Genomic DNA, 19989 nt, shown 5'->3' on the forward strand with positions numbered 1-19989 from the left:
GATGAATCGCCAGGGGTTCAATAAGTGAACTGTCCCTACCTGCTACTTCGTAGCAATCAAGGGACTTCCCACTTCAACGGCTACCTTCGGAATTTTTTCCGTATCAGAACTCAACTTTCGGGACTTCCCTTTCTACCTGAGCGGCTTCAAATAACTCTTTTTTCTGGAAGCCCATCAAGGATGCAACAAAATTTTTAGGGATTGTCTGGATGCTGATGTTGTATTTCATGACGGTATCGTTATAAAACTGCCTTGAGTAGGCAATTTTGTTTTCGGTCTCCAGGAGGTCTTTCTGGAGCTGCATAAAGTTCTGGTTGGCTTTCAGGTCGGGATAATTTTCTGCAACTGCGAGAAGGGATTTCAATGTAGAGGAGAGGTAATTGGATGCTTCTGCCGTTTCATTGACACTATCTGCAGACATTACTGCAGCCCTGGCTTTCGTAATGTTTTCGAAAAGGGTTTTTTCGTGTTTCGCATACCCTTTCACGGTTTCTATCAGGTTGGGGATAAGGTCATAACGCCTTTTCAGCTGGACTTCGATCTGAGCCCAGGCATTTTCTACCCTATTTCTCTGCTTTATAAGGCTATTGTAAATTATAACAATGAGCAAATTCAGAACCATTATTGCAACTATTACGATTTCGAATAACAGGTTAATCACCACCGTCCGTTTATTGAAATACTTTATCGGGCGCCTCCTCCACCTCCGCCTAAACCTCCGCCTACGCCTCCGATACCCCCTCTTCCGACACCACCACTAGATGAAGGCGCAGATGCCGCATAGGCTCTCCCGAAACCGGCGCCGAACCGGGAGTAGCTGTGGTGCACATAGTAGAAGTGGCTGGATTTCAGCTGTTCGTCGGGAACCACTAAAGCCATGTTCTTGAGGACTTCTTCTGCTACCCCAAGAGCGGTTGCGTACACAAGGTACGAGTCCCAGATCTTTATTGATTCCGGGGGGTGCTCTTTGAGTGCAGAAAAGTCTGTTAGATATTTTTTGAAGTTGTTCCAGCGTTTATAGTAGACTCTTCCCTCGGGAGTCCAGCGGCCCAGGGCCTTTTCGAACGTACCTGAAAATATGAGCATAATTATTCCGAAGGCTACGAAAAAAATCGCAAGCCATCTAACTTTCGATGCCATGGGAAATACATCGGAAGGGAAAGTTAGGAATGCTCCATATAAAAAAACAACTGCCGCGATTATAGTTGCCACACTGAAAATAACTACATATTTGTTCCCTGTGGAGCGAAAAAGTTTCTCAACTACAATATGCCGTTCAACCTTTTTATTCCAGTCAAGCACAAAATGATAGAACTCGGTCCCTTTTCCAAGTTCTTTTTTGAGCTGCTCCCAGGAGATCGTATCATCAGTAGAGTGCTTTTTTAATAAATCAAAGACCTCTTTTTCAAAATCTGCAAGCTCCGGGAGCATTCCATCCTTTGCCTCATGTGGATCTGCAAATTTAATAAAAATATCTTCAGACTCGTTTTTGAAGAGGCCGAATACCCTGCTCTCTTCTTCTTTTATGGAATGAAGAGAGATATAACCAAGGTTAGCGAGGTTCATAACCGTGGCCGTAAACCCGTCCATTGTAGGGGTTCCAATTCGCCCCTGCATAATGGCATTGACCACAGCCGGTTTTGAATCGGTAGGCGGCTCTCTTTCGTAGATTGCCTCATAATCTATTTTCGGCTCTCTTCCGTACCTGAGATAAATAATGAAGGGGAATGCAAGGAGAAAAACAGCAAATACAATTTCCAGATTATAGAGACCCTTTAAGATCCGGCCTTTCATTTCATATTCGTTTTCAATTGACTTTATTTGTTCCAACCCCTCCTCGTTGTCTATCTGGACAATGCTGGAATTGCGAGATTCGATTCTCGGGAAAACAACCCTGACTTCATACCACTGATTAGCGGGTATTTCGGTTGTTTTTAAATTGAGTACGTTTTGTTCCACACTTGCTGTCTGTGTATACCCGGTCGGATGAATCCAGTACTGGACTTCACTTTCGTTTTCCACAGGTAGCGTGATGCTCCCTTTCAGACTTCCTAGAGGTTTTTCCCATTCCTCTCCCCAGAGCTTGTAATGAAATTCGGAAACATCGCTATGGACCTTGACTGCACCATAATGGTCATATGAAATAAAAAAAGTCACTTCTTCCGGAGTCGGGGTTGGAAGCCCGCCTACCACTTCATACCCTCTGCCGGTAGGTCTTACACTGAAAGTACAGGCTTCGTCCGAACAATATCCCTGGATATTCTGTATGGATTCTCCTGAATCCACTTCGAGGTCCCTGAAAACCTCAAAGTAAGTGCCTTCGAATGTATAGGATATCGATTCTTCAACATGGACCAGGCCGCTGGGGCTGATAGTTATATTCGTTGTAGCCTCTTCCAGCGTGTAGTCTCGAGCACTGGCTAAAGGCACCAGGAGGAAAAGGACCAGCAGAATAACAGCTATTATAGCTGTTTTCAGGAGCACAGAATTAGTACATGCTTTTCTTGCTGGTTTATCAAAACTCTCTGAAAACCTCAGCCAGTTTCCTCCAGCTCTGTTCCCTTCATATCCACTATCATCCTAACTCTGTATTAATCTAAATATACTAATATTTTCCGAAGGTCGTTATGAGAAGGTTCTGCAAAGCTTTCGGAATCCAGCAGCTTTCGGGATTCAACGGAATTCGCCGTAAATTTCCCTCTTTTCCGAACTGACTCAGGAAACCTGTGAAGACCTGTCCTTTTTTGAAGCTCTCGAAGATCTTTTTTTTCCCAAGATGAAGGGGAAATAATTATTGATGATGAAGATCACAGGCACCAGGCAAATAAGATTCAGTACGGTTAAGCTCAGTGCAAAAGCCAGGTTGTAATAGAAATACTCGAGCTCGACCCCGAAACTCAGAATTGCCAGTTTTGTCAGGACATCCTTCAGAGGAAAATGGAGCGCAAGCACAACCAGGCTGTTTCTCCCGTAGTATTCCAGGATTTTTGAACTTCCGACATTTTTGGAAAGATAAACATAGGTAAAAATCCCTGAGAAAGCCAAGAGGTAAAAGGAAAAGAAGCCTCCGTATTTCAGCACGTTCATATTGAGCTTATCGGTAGTGGGGAATGCCAGCAGGTATCCAAGATACAGCAGGTTAAGAAGGATAAAGGCCCAAAGGAAAAATTTCTCTGCCCGAAAGACCTTTTCCCTGAACCCGGAATCCGAATTAGTACTCAGACTTACATTCAGACCTGAACCTGTATTTAGACCCGAATCTGCACTCAGACCTGAACCTGAATTGAGGCTCGAGCCGGACCCGGGCTCGGTCTCCCGTTCGACGAATTTTCGAAACAGATTCCCGGCCCCATAAAAGACAACTGCTGCGAGAGCCACATCCGCGTTCCAGGGCAGCCTGAAAGGCACATAAACCGAATAAAGATACCCGACAACCCCGGCTGCAGTAAGCCATAGTACAAGTTTTCCCGGTTCCCCGTAATACTTCTTTGCAAAACCGTAAAAGAGAAGTTCGGTTACGAACAGGCAGCTCAGGAACCAGAGAGGCGGATTGTAAGAGACAAGGGGACCAAGGGCGTACAGGATGGAATAGATGCCGTAAAGCGCACTATTTTCGAGAAACTCAATGTTCGTGACTCCCGGCTGGAAGCCCGTATCCAGTAAAAAGTAAAACAGGAAGGTAAGCAGTGCAAAACAGAAGTAAGGCACGATAAGAGACCTGAACCTCCCTTTCACAAAACCTGCAGCCGATTCTGCATATTTCCCGAAGTCAAACAGAAATCCGGAAATGAAAAAGAAGAGCGGCATGTGAAAAGAAAATATGTAAGTATCAAGTGCTATCGGTAAGCTGTGATGAGCAAACACGACAAGTACAATCCCGATCCCTTTTAAAGCGTCAATCCAGTGAAGTCGCATAATAACCCGGAATGTAAACAGTGTTTACAATATAATAATATTTTGCCAAATTATATATAAAAATATTGAATCAGTAGCTATTAAGTAAGTAGCTATTAAATAAGTAGCTATTAAATGAGTAGCTATTAAATATATTGTTTCAGAGCTTACAATAATTTTTTTAATGTTCCCTTTAATCACACGATAAAAAAGAACTTCCAGGTATTAGAAAAATATAATTTGTACAATTTTTATGAGCAAATCATTATAAATAATTATATACGTAGAATAAATATATACATAGATTAATTATTCCCTTGGGGCTTCTTGTGATATAGACTGATTTTTATAAAATACTATTATTCAGGCTGAAGCCGCAATTTCATCTCATTCAATAAAGATTAGGTCAGGTCCGGATTGAAATAATAAGGAACCCTGGTATAGACCGGCTCCCTATGACCAGCGCATTTTTGACTTTATTTTTAAAGTCGGAGAGAAATAGATGAAAAATGATATTCGAGATTCTGGAATTGATATTATTGGAGATATGCCCTGGGGAACACATTTCTGCCAATTTTACCAGACAAAAGAAGATTTGATAGATATATCTATTCCCTTCTTAAAAGCAGGGCTGGAAAATAACGAGCTTTGCTTGTGGCTCATATCAGAACCTTTAGACATGGAAGAGGCAGAAGAAGCTCTCAGAAGGACCATTCCCGATTTTGATGTTTATCTGGAAAGAGGGCAAATTGAGCTTACTGCCTGTACTGACTGGCATATAAGAGATGGGACTTTCAATTTGGAAAGAGCTTTAAATAGCCTGATTGAAAGAGTAAATAGGGCATTGACCAGGGGTTATAATGGTCTGCGGATAATCGAAAACACTTGCCGGCTGAAAAAAGAAAGCCGGAATGATTTCATAAATTATGAGAGAAGAAAAGATTCTATCACAGGCAAATACCCGATACTAGCTCTGTGCACCTGTTTCCTGGATATTTGCAGTGCAACCGATATAATGGAAATTGTCGCAAACCACCAATTCACTCTGGCAAGGAAAGAGGGAAAATGGGAACGGATAGAAAACTCCGGAAGGAAAAATATTACCGAATCAGGGCGAACCGAGCAGGAGTTCCGGGAGAACGAGGAATGCTACCGGATGCTTTTCACAAACATGACTGAGGGGTTCGGGCTTGTAGAAGTCATCTATAATGGTGACAATAAACCGCATGACTACCGTTATCTTGAGGTTAATCCTGCTTTTGAGCTCTACCTGGGCGCAAAAAAGGAACGGATGTTGGGAAAAACCATGCTTGAAACATTTCCCAACGTGCACCCAAAAGCTGTCGAAAAGTACAGCGAAGCTGCACTCTCGGGCCGGCCGATTCACTTTGAGATCTTCAGCCGCGTGGCAAACAAGTACCTTGACATTTATGTATTCAGTCCTGAGAAAGGTAAGTTAGCGTTGATTCTCAGAGACATTACTGAGCGCAAAGAAACCGAAACTAAGTTAAAAGAAACCCTTGACAACCTGGGAAATTTGGTGAAAGAACGAACAGCAAAGCTTGAAAAGGCTTACGGATCATTGAAAGAAAGTGAGAGAAGTCTTGCTGAAGCTCAAAAAATGGCTCATGTCGGACACTGGCAATGGACCATAAAAACTGACGAATCATACTGGTCTCAGGAACTGTATCGTATTTTCGGACGTAACTTTCAGGAATCCTCCCCAACTTATCAAGAATTTTTGAGTTATGTTCATCCCGATGATCTGGATTATGTCAATAATGCCGCTAAGAAAGCTATGAACGGAGAGCCTTACAGTATAGATTACAGGATCGTGCTGGCCAATGGGGAAGAACGTACAGTCCATATGCAATCCCAGGTTATTTTTGATGAGCAGAATATCCCTGTTCGAATACAGGGAATAGTTCAGGACATCACCGAGCGAAAAAAGGCTGAAGAAGCCCTGCAAAAGATAGAAAAAATCCGCATAAAAGAAATTCATCACAGGATTAAGAATAACCTGCAGGTGATTTCATCCTTACTTGACCTTCAGGCTGAAACTTTCTCAAAAAATAAAGTTTGCAAGACCCCTGAGGTTGTGGAGGCTTTTATGGAAAGCCAGAGCCGCGTAATTTCCATGGCCCTAATTCATGAAGAGTTATATAAAGGGGATAAAATCGACAGCCTCGATTTTGCAGCATATCTCAGGAAGCTGACTGCAGACCTTTTCAGATCACACAAACCTGAAAATAAAGATATCAGTTTAGAGCTGGATCTTGAGCAGGTTTTTCTTGGCATGGATACCGCAATACCCCTTGGCATCATAGTAAACGAGCTGGTCTCAAACTCTTTTAAGCATGCTTTTCCTCATGGGAAGGAAAGCAAAATCCAGATGAAACTTCAAAGAAACGGGACTTCTGCCGCCAGGAAGGATATTTCCTGCCAAAATAGAACTTATATAGAAAAAAAAGGTTTTCATTACACACTCGAAGTATCGGATAACGGAAAAGGAATACCGGAAGAAATAGATATAGAGAACTCGAATTCCCTGGGACTCCAGCTAGTAAATATTCTCGTTGAACAGATAGACGGCTGTATAAAGCTTGAAAGAGGGCAGGAAACTAAATTCACTATATTGTTTAACGATGTCGGGGTATGAAATTGTTTCTGTTAAATTGAATCCGTACCAGATGTATGTCGGATACTTATAAGGTTGTTTGATGCGGGGGGAACTTCAGGAGAGAAAAACATGTTGAGTCTTCCTTCACTCGATTTTTCAGAGAAAAGAACGGATTCCCTAAGTTTAAATCAAAAAAGAATCCTATACAGTCTTTCCCCGTACCTCAGCACTACTTTGTGAACTTTGAAAACAATACTGTAAAACTTCCCAAGACTGGTGAGATTAAAGCAGTTCTTCACCGGAAGTTTGAAGGTGAACTAAAAACAGCCACAGTGTCAAGGTCCTGTAAAGGGAATTACTACATCGGTATCCTTGTAGAAAACGGTAGAGAACTTCCAGCAAAGCAATCTTTTTCAGAATCAACTACGGTAGGTATAGATGTAGGTATCAAAGATTTTGCTGTCCTTTCCACAGGTGAAAAGATTGAGAATCCTAAATCCTGAAAAATTCACTTCAAAGACTTAAAGTTCTTCAAAAAAGAGTATCAAGGAAACAAAAAGGTTCTAAGAACAGGGCAAAAGCCGAACAAAGGCTTGCTGTACTCCATGACAAAATAACGAATCAGAGGAGTGACTTCCGGAACAAACTCTCTTTTAGACTTGTTAGCGAAAACCAAGCTGTAGCTCTGGAAACTCTGAATGTTAAAGGTATGGTTAAGAATCATCATTTAGCCCAGGCTATAGGTGATTCTGCATGGAGTAGCTTCGTAACAAAGTTAGAATACAAAGCTGAATGGTTTGGAAAAACTATCCTGAGAATAGGGCAGTTTGAGCCTTCTTCTAAGCTCTGTAGCGTATGTGGATACCGCAATAAAAAGCTTCAGTTAAAAGACAGAGAATGGACTTGCCCTGATTGTAAAACAAAAAATGATAGAGACATAAATGCCGCTATCAATATCAAGAAATTCGCTCTCATAGATCAAAATCTAATTGGATTGTAACACCTGCGGAACGTGGGGAAGAGCCTGGGGACTTGCCCTCAATAGAGGGGGGATGAACCAAGAAGCCACTCAGTCTTTAACTGAGTGGCAGTTCACACCCCAATATCAAAACCTACCATTTCCCTGCTCACGTTTATTTCTTCTTTACTCTTATTTAACGAATCAAATAACTGATCAAGATTCGAACCCGTTGGTTCCTGATCGGAATTGATGACTTCAAGAGTAGAGTTTACAGCCTCAATCTCAAAACCTATCATTTGCTTGCTCATGTTTATTTCTTCTTTACTCTGGTTTATCGAATCAAATACATAGCCCAGATTCCCGCTTGAGTTTGCCAATTCCGTGTTTGAATCAACAACCCCGAGGGCCTGTTCTAGAGATTCCAGCATGGAACTCGCAAGATCCAGTAATCCGACTGCCCACTGTAAAAAATTGTTAAAAGAACCAAGAACCACATTTATTACTTCGAAAAGAGAGTTTATACTATCTGCAAGTGATTCCGGCATGTCCGATATGGATAGGTTTTCTTCTGTTTCCCATCCAGCGTTCGTTTCAGCCATCGCGGGTTGGGCGGTCAGGACGGCTGAGATAAAGAGAAAAATTATGACCCGATGTAAAATTCCTTTTTTCATAAACATCCTCACTGAAACCAGAATTACCGATGTGAAAATTGCATACAGTGTATGAAAAATCAAATACAGTCTATAGAATACAGTCTATAGTAATCATATACGGCATACGAAGATCACATACAGCATATGAAAATTACATAACCGTAATAGTGCCAATTATTTCCGAAATGAAGTTTGCTGCAACCCCCGATAAATATTACAACAAACAGTTTAATTTAAATCACTAATATATATAAAGATTTTCACACTGAAGGTCCTCCAGATTTCAGGTAATTTGCTCTTCAGGCAAAGCTTTAAATCAAATGATTCAGTTGTATCGCATGTTTCATTTTCGGGATTAGGTCCCGTTGGAATGTGGTCCTGCAGGCAGGGCTGAACCGTGAAACAAAAGTGAAACTTGGTGTTTAAATTGGTAAAATCTTTTTACGGATACGTACGTGATGCATGGAAAAACCCTGATGAGACTTACGTGAACGAGCTCCGCTGGGAGCGTCTTCAGGTCTGGAGAAAGCAGGGTTCCGTGACCAGAATTGAAAGGCCCACTAGAATCGACAGAGCACGCTCCCTTGGATACAAAGCCAAGCAGGGTATTGTTGTCGTCAGGGTAAATGTACGCCGCGGAGGGCTTGGTCATGTAAGGCCCAACCGTGGAAGAAGAACCCAGAAGATGGGAAAGAACAAGGTCTCAGGTGGAATGAGCATCCAGAGAATCGCTGAAGCCCGTGCTGACCGCAGATACCCGAACCTTGAGGTCCTTAACTCCTACTGGGTAGGGGAAGATGGAAAACACAAGTGGTTTGAAGTCATCCTTGTAGACCCGCACCACCCTGTTATAAAGAGCGACAAGAACCTGAACTGGATCTGTGACCCGTCCAGCAGGGGCAGAGCCACCAGGGGCAAGACCAGTGCAGGTCGGAAAGGCAGAGGCATGGCCACACGCGGCAAGGGAACTGAAAAGACCAGGCCGAGCATCCGTGCACATCAGAGTCGAGGCAAGTGATTCATCACATAACAATGCGTGTGATCGCCCACGCAACCGAAGACGTATCCAGAGTCCGCGAGGCTCTGGACTTTTTTTTATCCGGTGCCGGCGTAAAGGAAGCCGGTAAGCTCGTAGAAGAACTTCAGGCCGAAGGGCACCATGGAAATCCGATTACTATCCTTAGCGTGCAGCTTAAAAAAAAGGCGGAATGCCTGAACTTTGCCCACTTTGTCCGGGAAAACTTTTCGGAAGAAGACGTGGATATGCTCAGGGAAGAGATGCCTGAAAGGCTGGACGATGATATGGTTTTTCACCTCCGCTTTGACAAGCAGGCTGCATACCTGCAGCAGGTAAAACTGACTAACTCTTCTGACGCCATTATTGCAAAGGTCAAGATCGAGACCTATCCGAAAAACAGGGAGAAAGCCGGAGCTATAGTGGAGGAGTTGTTTGGGTAAACCTAAATTTTACGATTTTTGCGTTCATGCAGTCCCTGACGGAGACAGTACTGCCCAGGAACTGGTCTCCCTTGCCCGGCATTTCGGGTACAGCGGGATTGCCCTTGCCAACCATTCCGATAAACTCCCTGAAAGGAAACCGGTATCGCCTTCAGTTGAGGGTTTTGAAGTCTTCAGAGGAATCGAGCTGGTGGAAGAAAACCCCTCGAAACTGCACAGTTTGGTAGGAAAATTCAGGAGTTCAATCGACGTCCTGATCGTGCACGGAGGGTCCGAAGCCGTCAACAGGGCTGCGCTCGAAAACCCCAGGGTAGACATTCTGAACCACCCTGCTTTTGACAGGAGCAGCGGATTAAACCAGGTGCTGGCAAAAGCAGCTTCTGAAAACGAAGTTGCAATAGGCATCACCCTGAGACCTCTGCTCCATTCCCGAGGTTCAAGGCGCATCCGCCTGCTGTCAGACCTCAAGGCAAACCTTGATCTCGCAAGGAAATACGACGTCTCCCTTGTCCTTTGCAGTGATGCAATGTCCTGCTTTGACCTGCGCTCCCCGATGGAGACGCTTGCCCTTGCGGAAGTCTGCGGGCTTGAAGAGGATGAGGCTCTTGAGGCCATAAGCACGGTTCCGGAAAAAATCATTGCAAGGAACCGACCGGGGCCGGGCTATGTAAGGGAAGGAATTGAAGTGTTTGAAGGAGAGGGTCTCTTTTGAAACGCCTGCTGCCTTCACTCCGTGCTAAAAAGCGCTATCTTGCCTTTGAGCTGATTTCGGAAGAGCCTGTAGGCAGGAGCGATATTGTAAGGGAAGTTATTTCCTCGGCTTCCTCGCTGCTCGGAGATGTCATAACCAGCGACTGTGATATCAGGGTGCTGGGATTCGAAGCCGGGAAAGGAATTATCCAGTGCTCCCATACCAGAGTAAAGGAGACAAGAGCCGCCCTGGCAACTCTGACCCGGATAAACGGGAAAAGGGCAACACTGCATGTGCTGGGAGCTTCAGGCACAGTAAAAAGAGCCACAGAAAAGTTTCTGCAGGACTACAGACTCTTTGAGCCTGAAGCACAGGAAAAAAGAATTCAAGACCGTCCCCATGCAAAGTAAAATAAGCTCTTCAAGCCCCTGGTCAGATCCCTAAAAAGCCCATTATCTGTTTCGCTTCGCTCAAGCGGACTAATTTATGGATTTTAGCAATAAGCTTTGCTCAAGAGGGCCAATTTTGGGTTATGGTAGTGAGCTTCGCTCAAGCGGACCAGATAAGATTTTCTTCCTCATACAATGTTATTCGCTGTATTGTGTCGTTCTTGTTCCGCTCGACGAAGGAGAGCGGCCTTTCCCGCAAAAAAGAAGAAAAGAAAGAGATAAAGAAAATATTAAAAGCTTCTAAGGATGCTTATGAATGGGAAAGAAAAAAACAGGTCAAAATGGCATAAATTTCAGTATACTTTATCTTTCAAATCTATTTTTTCTTCTTTTCTTTGAAAGGCCGCCAGACAGGCTGGCGGATACATACTATACTTATCTATGAATTTTGATGAGGTTCCCGAGGTCAAGGGAAGTATTCTCTTTAAGGGAAAGAGAGTTCTGAATTCAGTCTCTCCAGGTAACAGTATGAATTCGCCTGTTGCCTCTTTCTTGTGGGGCAAAAGAGACAAGTTCAGCCCTGCATGGAGTAGAACAAAAACAAAAGATTCCAGCTTCGGATATTCCGAACAATGCCAGCCGATTAATCCGGAACCACCCATTAAACGCAAATCTCATTAAACATATCTATCTTTTATACATACAACAGACATACAATGGGTCAGAGGGTTTATATGTGGTCTCGTTAATATCCGGTCTTATTTATATGAAGTAAAAACTGGATATCAGTTTGAACTTTCAGGCTGAAACCTGCCGTTGCGAATTTCAGTAACTGCTTATGAACCGTCGGATAAGTAATCAAATAAGCTGCCTGATTGTCTAATAAGCTGTCTAATATATACTATAATGAATGAGTATTAGTGTAACAAAGTATAATATTGATGAACAGAGCTGATTGACATATGAACAGCTTTGCCGGAACTCCTGGCAATTTACGCATGAGTTATCCGGGGGTCTGATTGAAGATTTACCTGAGTTTCGGATGCAGAAGGGCTTTAGGAAGCAAATTTTTCCTTACAGGTCCCAAATCTGGCTTTAAGCGCCGGAAAAACCCGGGCTCTCACAAGCATTATAACTGAGTAAATACACTTTATTAACGAGCATAGTTAACATTGAAATGGACCTCCAGACCCTGTTAAAAAGATTATTAAGTACAGTGGTCCGGGTTAGGCCAGGAAAACGTACTTCGCAGGGTAAAAGTGCCTTTAACTTCCCTGTAACCGGGATATTTTCCGCTGGTTTCATCAGGAAAAACTCTGTCAGGATTGGAAGTCTCGCGTAAATGGCTAAAAACTCTAATAAGGAAGAAATACGTTATAGGGAATCAAAAATCGATTTCCTTACCTGAACGCTGGGTCGGGGACTTTAAACTCCTGAGCTTTCGGGGTATCCGCACCGGTTTAATAATGCGTACTGACCAAAGCCTTTTTTGGGCATGCGGTAGTTTAGCTGAAGATTCTGCGGATTTGAAATCCCTAAGGAAAAAATAACCGGTTTCTCGCCGGGAAAAAAATTGAAACAATATGGAACATAAACTAAGGCAAGGAGATACGGAATATGCAGATGGCACCACAGATGGGTTATGACAGGGCAATTACGGTTTTCAGCCCTGACGGAAGACTTTTCCAGGTAGAATATGCCCGCGAAGCGGTCAAAAGGGGAACAACAGCTGTAGGAATCAAGGCAGCCGACGGGGTAGTGCTGCTGGTTGACAAGCGAATTACAAGCAGGCTCGTTGAAGCCGAATCAATCGAAAAAATATTCCAGATTGACGATCACATAGGAGCCGCAACCTCAGGGCTCGTAGCCGACGCTCGCTCCCTTGTTGACAGGGCTCGTGTAGAAGCCCAGGTAAACAGGGTTTCTTATGACGAACCCATAGGCGTGGAGGTAATTTCCAAGAAAATCTGCGACCACAAGCAGACCTACACCCAGTACGGAGGAGTTCGTCCATACGGAACTGCCCTCCTGATTGCAGGCGTTGACGACAACAAGCCAAGGCTCTTTGAGACTGACCCGAGCGGCGCTCTCCTCGAGTACAAAGCAACAGCCATAGGCGCAGGCAGAAATGCAGTTGTTGAGGTCTTTGAGGCAGACTACAGGGAAGATATGAATATTGATGCTGCTATCCTCCTCGGAATGGATGCACTTTATAAAGCAGCTGAAGGCAAGTTCGACGCCGGGACCCTTGAAGTAGGCGTTGTATCCCTTGAGGACAAGAAGTTCAGAAAACTGGGTCCTGAGGAAGTTGAGAACTACGTTCAGCAGATCCTTGAAAAACACAAGGGATCTGAAAACAAAGAATAAAACCTATAAATATTTAAAGAATGAGTAATCAGAGAGTCTCTGATTCTCAAACTCACGTTTTAGAGAAGGTATTCGAAAATGGTGTCCCTGGACGAGGCAGTGACTGCCCGGCTTAAAAGAGGCAGCAAACATTTCGAAGTCCTGGTCGAGCCCGAAGGGGCTCTGGCCTATAAGCGAGGAGAGGAAGTAAACCTCGAAGACATTCTGGCAGTTGAAACTATCTTCGAAGATGCAAACAGAGGGGACCGGGCAGCAGAGTCCGATATTCTCAACTCTTTTGAGACAACCGACCCCTTTGAGATTGCTGCCATGATCCTGAAAAGCGGAGAGCTTCAACTCACCGCTGAGCAGAGAAAACGAATGCTTGAAGAGAAAAAGAAAAAGGTTATCTATACCATTTCCAGAAATGCTATAAACCCTCAAACTAGAGCACCGCACCCTCCCGCACGGATAGAAAGAGCGATGGAAGAGGCAAAAGTGCACATAGACCCTTTAAAAAGCGTGGATCAGCTGGTATCCATAACAATGAAAGCCATTCGCCCGCTTATTCCCATACGCTTTGAAGAAATAAATATTGCTGTGAAAATCCCTCCCGAATATGCCCCCAAGGCATATGGAGATATTTCCAAAGCCGGAACCATTACGAAGGAAGAATGGCAGCGTGACGGCTCATGGATTGCAGTAGTGCGGATTCCTGCGGGAGTCCAGACTGATTTTTACGCTCTTATAAATCATCTCACAAAGGGAGAGGCTCAGACTAAACTTTTATAAGAGGATGTTGGATGGATAAAAAAATAGTGATCCCTGGTGACCTGTTATCCGAGAACCAGAAAAAAGCCGGATACGGGACGTATGTCAAGAACGACAAGATCTATTCTTCGCTTTGCGGTATTGAAAACCTCAAAGAGGATAAAGTTGGAGTGATCCCACTTGCGGGAGCGTATATCCCCTCAGCAAATGATGTGGTGATAGGGATCGTTATTGTGGTTACTCCATCCAACTGGATACTGAATATTGCAGCTCCTTATGACGGTCTGCTACATGTATCCGAGTATCCGAGAAGAGTCGAATCCCGGGAAATGCCTGAAATTCTGGACGTAGGCGACTCTGTGATCCTCAGGGTTAAAGACGTAGACAGCTCCATGAAAGTCGAGCTTGCCCTGAGGGACCCGAGCCTTCATAAACTCAAAACAGGCCAGATCGTTGAAGTTGAGCCTGTAAAAGTCCCCCGTGTAATAGGACACGGCGGTTCCATGATCTCGATGCTGAAGAAAGAGACAAACTGCAGCATTTTCGTAGGCCAGAACGGCAGAATATGGATCGATGGCAAGGACGATGATGTAGAGCTTTTGAGTAAGGCTCTCCGGAAAATCGAAGTTGAAGCCCAGCGTTCCGGATTGACAGACCGGATCTACAATTTTTTGAAAAATGAACGGATTAGACAGAAAGAGTCCAAGCCTATTAAATTTTTTAAAAATGAGGCGAAAGATGCGACTGTAACAAAGGAAGATCATTCCGAAGAGATATACAGGAAGATCGATGTACTGCTGGACCCGAAGAATTGAATTCCGGATAGAGTCAAGAGAATTTTAGGTAAGCTTCTCTAGAGTATTTTGGTTTAGGAGTTGTTTGGAGATTAAAGTATGAGTAATAAACCTGAAAACTTAATATTAATCACCGACGATGGGCTGCGCCTTGATGGGAGACGTGCGGATGAGATAAGGCCCATGAAAATTGAGATCGGCGTACTTTCACGAGCCGACGGTTCATGTTATCTTGAATGGGGCAAGAATAAGATCCTGGTAGGCGTTTTCGGTCCCAGGGAAGCCCATCCCCGCCGCAGCCAGCGTGCAGATTCGGCAGTTATCCGTTACAGATACAATATGGCATCATTCTCCGTGGAGGACCGCGCTCGTCCGGGCCCCAGCAGGCGGAGCATTGAAATCTCAAAGGTTTCCAGAGAAGCTTTCGAACCTGTGATCCTGGCCGAGCTGTACCCGAAGACAGCAATTGATATTTTCGTAGAAGTGCTTCAGGCCGATGCAGGGACAAGGACAGCAGCGATTAACGCTTCCAGTATTGCCCTTGCAGATGCCGGAATCCCAATGAAAGGCCTTATTACCTCCTGTGCTTTCGGAAAGGTCGACGGGCAGATTGTGCTTGACCTGAATAAGGAAGAGGACAACTATGGAGAAGCTGATTTCCCTGTAGCAATGACCCAGGACGGAGAAATTACTCTTGTCCAGATGGATGGGCACCTTACACCTGAAGAAATCAAGAAAGGGCTTGAGCTTGTAAAGAAGGGTTGCAAAGAGATCCTCGCACTTCAGCAGGCAGTTCTTAGAAAGAAGTTTGAGACTCCTGTAGAAGAGCCTGCGGCAGAAGCTGCAGAACCCGAAGCTGAAGGCGAAAAAGAGCCCGTACCTGCCCTCGAGTTCGCTCCCGAAGCAGCAGCTGTTGAAGAGGCTTTTGAGGAAGCTGAGGAACTCGAAGCAGAAGAACTGGAAGAAACATCCGAACCTGATGTCCTTTTTTCCAGCGAGGTAATTCCTGACTTCGAAGAAGAGGAAGAGATTGGCGAAGAGTTCGAAGCTGAAGAAGAAGAGGAGTTCGAAGAAGCTGAAGAAGAGGAGTTCGAAGAAGCTGAAGAAGAGGAGTTCGAAGAAGCTGAAGAAGAGGAATTTGAAACTGAAGCCGAAGCCGAAGAAGACCTGGAGGAAGATTTAGAAGAAGACCTGGAAGAATTCGAAGAAGAGGAGTTTGAAGAAGAAGCTCTTGAAGAAGAAGCTAAATTTGAAGCCTCTTTCGAGGGCACTCCTGAACTCAAAGAGTTTGAAGAGATTGAAGCCAGGCTTGAGAAAGAAACCGAGTCCGAAGAAGCCGAAGAAGAAATGGAGCTTGAGGCCGAAACTGAGGAATTTGAAGAGGAAGCTCTTGAAGAGGAAGCCGAAGTTGAGGAGAGCCCTGTTCCGGAAGAAACTATTGAGCCTGAAACAGAGGCAAAGGTCGAGGAAGCTCCCGAAGCAGTAGAGGAAGAAGAGCCTGAAGAGGAAAAATCCGAAGGTCCCTGGAAGGTAGTAAAAGACCCCTCTGAAGCCGAAAACAGGGGTGAAAAAGATGAGTGAAATCATAGCCACGCTTAAGAAGGACTATATTTACAGCCTGATGATCAAAGGTAAGCGCCAGGACGGACGCGGGTTTAAGGATTTCAGGGATATCAAGCTCGAAACAAACGTTATCATCAAGGCCGAAGGTTCTGCAAAAGTTACCCTCGGGAACACCCAGGTCATTGTAGGTGTAAAGCTTCAGACCGGAACTCCGTTCCCTGACTCTCAGGATGAAGGCGTTATTATTACCAACCTTGAGCTTAACCCGATAGCTTCTCCCGAATTCGAGCCAGGGCCACCCAGAGAAGAAGCAATCGAAATGGCAAGGGTCGTTGACAGAGGAATCAGGGAATCAGGCGCAATTGATATAAAGAAGCTTTGCATAACGGTTGGAGAATCCGTCTGGATTGTATTCATAGACGTCCACGTCCTGAACGATGATGGAAATGTCATCGATGCATCCTGTCTTGCTGCAATTGCAGCCTTGATGACCACCATGGTCCCGAACGAACAGCAGGGACTGGGCGAGAATGTGCCCCTTGCAATGAAAGAGATGCCTGTCGGAATAACTCTTGCAAAGATCGGCTCAAAGCTGATGGTTGACTCTTCCCTTGACGAAGAAGCTGTTTGCGAAACGAAACTGACCATAGTTTCAAGTTCGGACGGGTCCGTTGCAGGTATGCAGAAAATGGGCCCTGCTCCTCTTACCGAGGCAGAGCTGTTCGAGGCAATAGACCTGGCCCTCGAAAAGGCCGCCGAAATCAGGGGACTCTACCTTGAAGGGCTTACAAAAACTGAATAAATCAGGCAGGATTAATTAAATATAAATATTAAATGCCTGTATTACGGTCTAAGTGCGCGTCTTAAGGTGAGGTGAGAACCCGGGACTTTCCGACAGACTCGGGATTCTATCCCTTCAGACTTAACATTCATATTTAAGGAGTTACAACGATGGCAAAAAAATTCACTAAGAAAGGAAGAATTTCCAGATCTGCGGGCAGGTTTGGTCCCAGGTACGGGAGAAAAGACAGAAAACTTGTCGCAGACCTGGAAGAACGCATGCGAGCCCCGCATGTATGCACCAAATGTGCCCGCCCGACAGTGGGAAGGATTGGAACAGGGATCTGGAAATGCAGCAAGTGCGGACACACCTTCGCTGGCGGGACCTATATCCCCTACACAAGTGTCGGTCAGACCCTGCTGCGCACCATGAAGAACATTGCTGAGGCAAAGTAAACAAACACTTTTCAGGTATGTGAGGTTGTATGGGATATAAGTGCACTCGCTGCAAACAAAAAGTGGAAATTGACTACGAGTACACAGGTATAAGGTGTCCGTACTGCGGACACAGGATCCTGGTAAAAGAGCGTCCTACAACCATCAAACGCATCAAGGCCGAGTAAGGAGTATGTTAGTTACTCCTCTTGGCGAGTGAGAAGTAGTTAAAAATAATGGTTGTCTGGATAAAGCCATTTCAAGTACTTGGACGGACAAAAACTGAAGTTTTACTGTCCGGACAGTACATACCCAATTCTATTTTGATTCCTTAGTTTCTGATCCATTATTTTGTCAATTTGTCAAATTGTTAATTAGTTACTCCATACCGTAACAGCAAGCTGTTTCTATCAACAATAGATTTTAATGAGCTTATGCAGTTGCCTTTTTTGTCTCTTGTATTGTCTCTTGTATTGTCTCTTGTATTGTCTCTTGTATTGTCTCTTGTATTGTCTCTTGTATTGTCTCTTGTATTGTCTCTTTGTATCGTCTCTTTGCAAAATGATTAGGAATTGGGCGGAAAACCGAAAGCAAATTTTGAGATTAACTTAATTTATCCATTTCAATACGACATCGGTATTACGGGCAGGTGCCTTCTGATTCTCCTTCGCCGGGTATCCAAAGATCAGCGGTGCGATAAGCTTATGTCCCCCCGGCACTCCCACTTCCTTCAGGAATTCCGTATCATTCCCCAGACCTGCCGCCAGACCAATCCAGCAGCTGCCGATCCCTAAAGAGCGAGCTGCGAGCATCATGTTCTCCGCTGCCAGGGCACAGTCACGCTCGTCGATAACGTCGGGAGACGCAAATACCAGGATGAAAACAGGTGCACCATAGAGAATCCGGGTTGTCGGTGTCCCCGTATGCAGCGAGGAAAGCCTTCCTGGCGCGTTCGTCATATTTATCGATAAGCTGCCTACTTTTCACGACTACAAACCGCCATGGCTGTTTATTCACGGCGGTCGGTGCATATGTTCCCGCCCGTATAATTTCCCTGATTATTTCATCTGGAACTTCCTTATCGGAATAATTGCGCACGGATCGACGCTGGTAAATGTTATCCAGGACAGCGTTGGAAATTTGTTCAGTAGCTTTGATATTATCCATCAGAACCTCACCACTAACAGATAAACGAATAATCTATTAATCTCTTTTCTGCTGCTCAACGTTATCTTTCTGAAGGTAAGGGAGTTAGCCCATTACCTTACAAGCAAAAAGGAAAAAACTGGATTTTGTTAAGCCTGAATATGAGATTAAGAGAATTGATTCTCATGAAATAAGGCAGGAGATTCTCAATATTTCTTATGTTGACCGGAAAAGATTGGGCTTTTCTAAGGGTACATTGCATTACATGAAGAAAAATGCGAAAGGGAATAAACCGTTCACTATGAATAAGCGTGTGAGGGAATGGTTTAAAATGTGGGGGAGGATGTTGAAGAATGATATAAGTCCAGATTCCTAATTTTGGAACACTAAATTATCAAAACAGTTGTCTGTTTAGACACGATCTATAACTCTGCACCATTTTTTATGATATTTGCTTAATATTAAAAATAGCATCAGTTTTATATAACTGATGCGAATGATCAATAATTAAAGAAGCTTATAAATTATTATCTTTTGTGATCAGCTCTCCTAGCTTCCATAACTTCTTGTGCTGTTTTCTCACGGCTGTAGTCAGCAGAGCGCAGTTGCTCACCAAGCTTTTTGCCCGCCTGCTCAGCTGCAAGCATCACTTTTTCATCCTTTGTAACATCAGGAATCGTATTCGCATTAATTGGAGAGTTTGGTCCATTTTTAGCATAGTGTCCACCTACCTTGCAGTCTTCACCATATCCGCAATAACAGCAACCAAAAGCACCTATTCCTTGAACATTATCTATAACTTTAATTAAGTTAACTAAACAGAATGTGTTCAGAAGTTCAGTAGGCGGAGAAGGGGTAAAACCTCCAAGACTCACAGTAACTGCAAGTTTTCCCCAGAGAATATCAGCTTCACGGTGCCTGAATTGATACCATCTTTCAAGGAAAGAATGCATTACTGCGTTTAATGTGTTGAAATAATTGACACCACTCAAAACATAAGCATCAGCTTCAACAATCTTATCACGTATGGTTTTTAGGTCATCATTCAATTTGCATACATTGTCATCAGCGCATGCCATACATCCGATGCAGCCACCTATGTTTTTACCATGCAGTGAAATAAGCTCATATTCACATCCTGTGTTCTCCAGAATTTTCTGTACAACTTTAATAGAACCTGAACGTGATTCTGCCCTCGGACTTCCCGATATTCCAAGTACTTTCATATTTAGAACTCCTTCATATTCTTTATGGTTGAGTGCCAGCCAAAGACATTGACTCACGATAGAAGAGTTGTTGGTTATTAATATATACTTAACCGGCATTCAAATGTACTAATCTGCTGATGTGTATTCCAGTAACCTTTTGCACATATTTCATTCCGGAACAAATTTTCAAGAAAAAAGGTAGATACCCTTCGTAGAAGAGACTTTGGATAGGGAGAAAAAACCTACATTCTCCCTGCATTTTACAAGATCAATTTTCTCT

Annotated in this window: 20 protein-coding genes and 1 pseudogene; 13 read left to right on the forward strand and 8 right to left on the reverse strand. The window is 44.0% G+C overall.

What is annotated here, in order from left to right:
* Positions 1-103 precede the first annotated feature (103 nt).
* From ACSAZL_RS11745 to ACSAZL_RS11755, 3 genes are all read right to left on the reverse strand, one after another.
* Positions 104-622, reverse strand: a complete 519-nt coding sequence (locus ACSAZL_RS11745; RefSeq protein ID WP_440944835.1) for a LemA family protein — start codon at positions 620-622, stop codon at positions 104-106.
* Positions 623-684: 62 nt separating this feature from the next.
* A complete protein-coding gene (locus ACSAZL_RS11750; protein ID WP_440944836.1) occupies positions 685-2484 on the reverse strand; it encodes a DUF2207 domain-containing protein in 1800 nt (599 codons plus the stop codon).
* A gap of 231 nt (positions 2485-2715) precedes the next feature.
* Positions 2716-3915 carry an acyltransferase family protein gene (locus tag ACSAZL_RS11755; protein WP_440944837.1) on the reverse strand — a complete coding sequence of 400 codons (1200 nt, stop codon included), beginning with the start codon at positions 3913-3915 and terminating at the stop codon, positions 2716-2718.
* Between the two features lie 481 nt (positions 3916-4396).
* On the opposite strand from ACSAZL_RS11755, the gene ACSAZL_RS11760 reads away from it, so the two are divergent.
* Both ACSAZL_RS11760 and ACSAZL_RS11765 read left to right on the forward strand, forming a co-directional pair.
* Complete coding sequence (locus ACSAZL_RS11760) at positions 4397-6553, forward strand: MEDS domain-containing protein (RefSeq protein ID WP_440944838.1); 2157 nt, start codon at positions 4397-4399, stop codon at positions 6551-6553.
* Between the two features lie 86 nt (positions 6554-6639).
* Positions 6640-7514 (forward strand): annotated as a pseudogene (locus ACSAZL_RS11765) (RNA-guided endonuclease TnpB family protein); the annotation flags it as partial.
* Positions 7515-7606: 92 nt separating this feature from the next.
* Here the strand turns inward: ACSAZL_RS11765 and ACSAZL_RS11770 are convergent.
* Positions 7607-8146, reverse strand: coding sequence for a hypothetical protein (locus ACSAZL_RS11770; RefSeq protein ID WP_440944839.1), 540 nt, complete (start codon positions 8144-8146; stop codon positions 7607-7609).
* Between the two features lie 409 nt (positions 8147-8555).
* Between ACSAZL_RS11770 and ACSAZL_RS11775 the strand changes: the two genes are divergently transcribed.
* From ACSAZL_RS11775 to ACSAZL_RS11790, 4 genes are read left to right on the forward strand one after another with little or no spacing between them, the layout of a single operon-like run.
* Positions 8556-9146, forward strand: a complete 591-nt coding sequence (locus ACSAZL_RS11775) for a 50S ribosomal protein L15e (protein WP_440944840.1) — start codon at positions 8556-8558, stop codon at positions 9144-9146.
* Positions 9147-9160: 14 nt separating this feature from the next.
* Positions 9161-9586 (forward strand): RNA-binding protein, encoded by a 426-nt coding sequence (locus ACSAZL_RS11780; RefSeq protein ID WP_440948843.1) that lies wholly within the window; start codon positions 9161-9163, stop codon positions 9584-9586.
* A complete protein-coding gene (rnp3, locus tag ACSAZL_RS11785; protein ID WP_440944841.1) occupies positions 9579-10298 on the forward strand; it encodes a ribonuclease P protein component 3 in 720 nt (239 codons plus the stop codon). The genes ACSAZL_RS11780 and rnp3 overlap by 8 nt, the downstream gene beginning before the upstream one ends.
* The gene (locus ACSAZL_RS11790; protein WP_440944842.1) at positions 10295-10687 is read left to right on the forward strand and encodes an Rpp14/Pop5 family protein; all 393 of its coding nucleotides are present in this window, start codon (positions 10295-10297) and stop codon (positions 10685-10687) included. The genes rnp3 and ACSAZL_RS11790 overlap by 4 nt, the downstream gene beginning before the upstream one ends.
* Positions 10688-11019: 332 nt before the next feature.
* On the opposite strand, the gene ACSAZL_RS11795 is transcribed toward ACSAZL_RS11790, so the two are convergent.
* Positions 11020-11328, reverse strand: coding sequence for a hypothetical protein (locus ACSAZL_RS11795; RefSeq protein WP_440944843.1), 309 nt, complete (start codon positions 11326-11328; stop codon positions 11020-11022).
* 955 nt (positions 11329-12283) lie between these two features.
* Here ACSAZL_RS11795 and psmA point away from each other — a divergent pair.
* The 7 genes from psmA to ACSAZL_RS11830 all read left to right on the forward strand — a co-directional run bounded on the left by psmA (position 12284) and on the right by ACSAZL_RS11830 (position 17543).
* Entirely contained in the window at positions 12284-13033 is a 750-nt protein-coding gene (gene psmA / locus ACSAZL_RS11800) for an archaeal proteasome endopeptidase complex subunit alpha (protein ID WP_440944844.1), read from the forward strand.
* A 78-nt stretch (positions 13034-13111) separates the two neighbouring features.
* Complete coding sequence (locus ACSAZL_RS11805; protein ID WP_440944845.1) at positions 13112-13804, forward strand: ribosome assembly factor SBDS; 693 nt, start codon at positions 13112-13114, stop codon at positions 13802-13804.
* An 11-nt stretch (positions 13805-13815) separates the two neighbouring features.
* Positions 13816-14598 (forward strand): exosome complex RNA-binding protein Rrp4, encoded by a 783-nt coding sequence (rrp4, locus tag ACSAZL_RS11810; RefSeq protein WP_440944846.1) that lies wholly within the window; start codon positions 13816-13818, stop codon positions 14596-14598.
* Between the two features lie 78 nt (positions 14599-14676).
* Positions 14677-16158: an exosome complex exonuclease Rrp41 gene (rrp41, locus tag ACSAZL_RS11815; RefSeq protein WP_440944847.1), complete on the forward strand. Its 1482-nt coding sequence runs from the start codon at positions 14677-14679 to the stop codon at positions 16156-16158.
* A complete protein-coding gene (gene rrp42, locus ACSAZL_RS11820; protein WP_440944848.1) occupies positions 16142-16942 on the forward strand; it encodes an exosome complex protein Rrp42 in 801 nt (266 codons plus the stop codon). The genes rrp41 and rrp42 overlap by 17 nt, the downstream gene beginning before the upstream one ends.
* 149 nt (positions 16943-17091) lie before the next feature.
* The gene (locus tag ACSAZL_RS11825) at positions 17092-17376 is read left to right on the forward strand and encodes a 50S ribosomal protein L37ae (RefSeq protein ID WP_048140628.1); all 285 of its coding nucleotides are present in this window, start codon (positions 17092-17094) and stop codon (positions 17374-17376) included.
* A 29-nt stretch (positions 17377-17405) separates the two neighbouring features.
* Entirely contained in the window at positions 17406-17543 is a 138-nt protein-coding gene (locus ACSAZL_RS11830; protein WP_011021777.1) for a DNA-directed RNA polymerase subunit P, read from the forward strand.
* A 420-nt stretch (positions 17544-17963) separates the two neighbouring features.
* On the opposite strand, the gene ACSAZL_RS11835 is transcribed toward ACSAZL_RS11830, so the two are convergent.
* The 3 genes from ACSAZL_RS11835 to ACSAZL_RS11845 form a co-directional block, all read right to left on the reverse strand.
* Positions 17964-18284 (reverse strand): nitroreductase family protein, encoded by a 321-nt coding sequence (locus ACSAZL_RS11835; protein WP_440948844.1) that lies wholly within the window; start codon positions 18282-18284, stop codon positions 17964-17966.
* Positions 18193-18522: a nitroreductase family protein gene (locus tag ACSAZL_RS11840; protein ID WP_440944849.1), complete on the reverse strand. Its 330-nt coding sequence runs from the start codon at positions 18520-18522 to the stop codon at positions 18193-18195. Before ACSAZL_RS11840 ends, ACSAZL_RS11835 begins: the two co-directional genes overlap by 92 nt.
* A 506-nt stretch (positions 18523-19028) precedes the next feature.
* A complete protein-coding gene (locus ACSAZL_RS11845) occupies positions 19029-19727 on the reverse strand; it encodes a flavodoxin family protein (protein ID WP_440944850.1) in 699 nt (232 codons plus the stop codon).
* Positions 19728-19989 lie beyond the last annotated feature (262 nt).

This window comes from Methanosarcina mangrovi, assembly GCF_052057765.1.
Taxonomy (GTDB): Archaea; Halobacteriota; Methanosarcinia; order Methanosarcinales; family Methanosarcinaceae; genus Methanosarcina.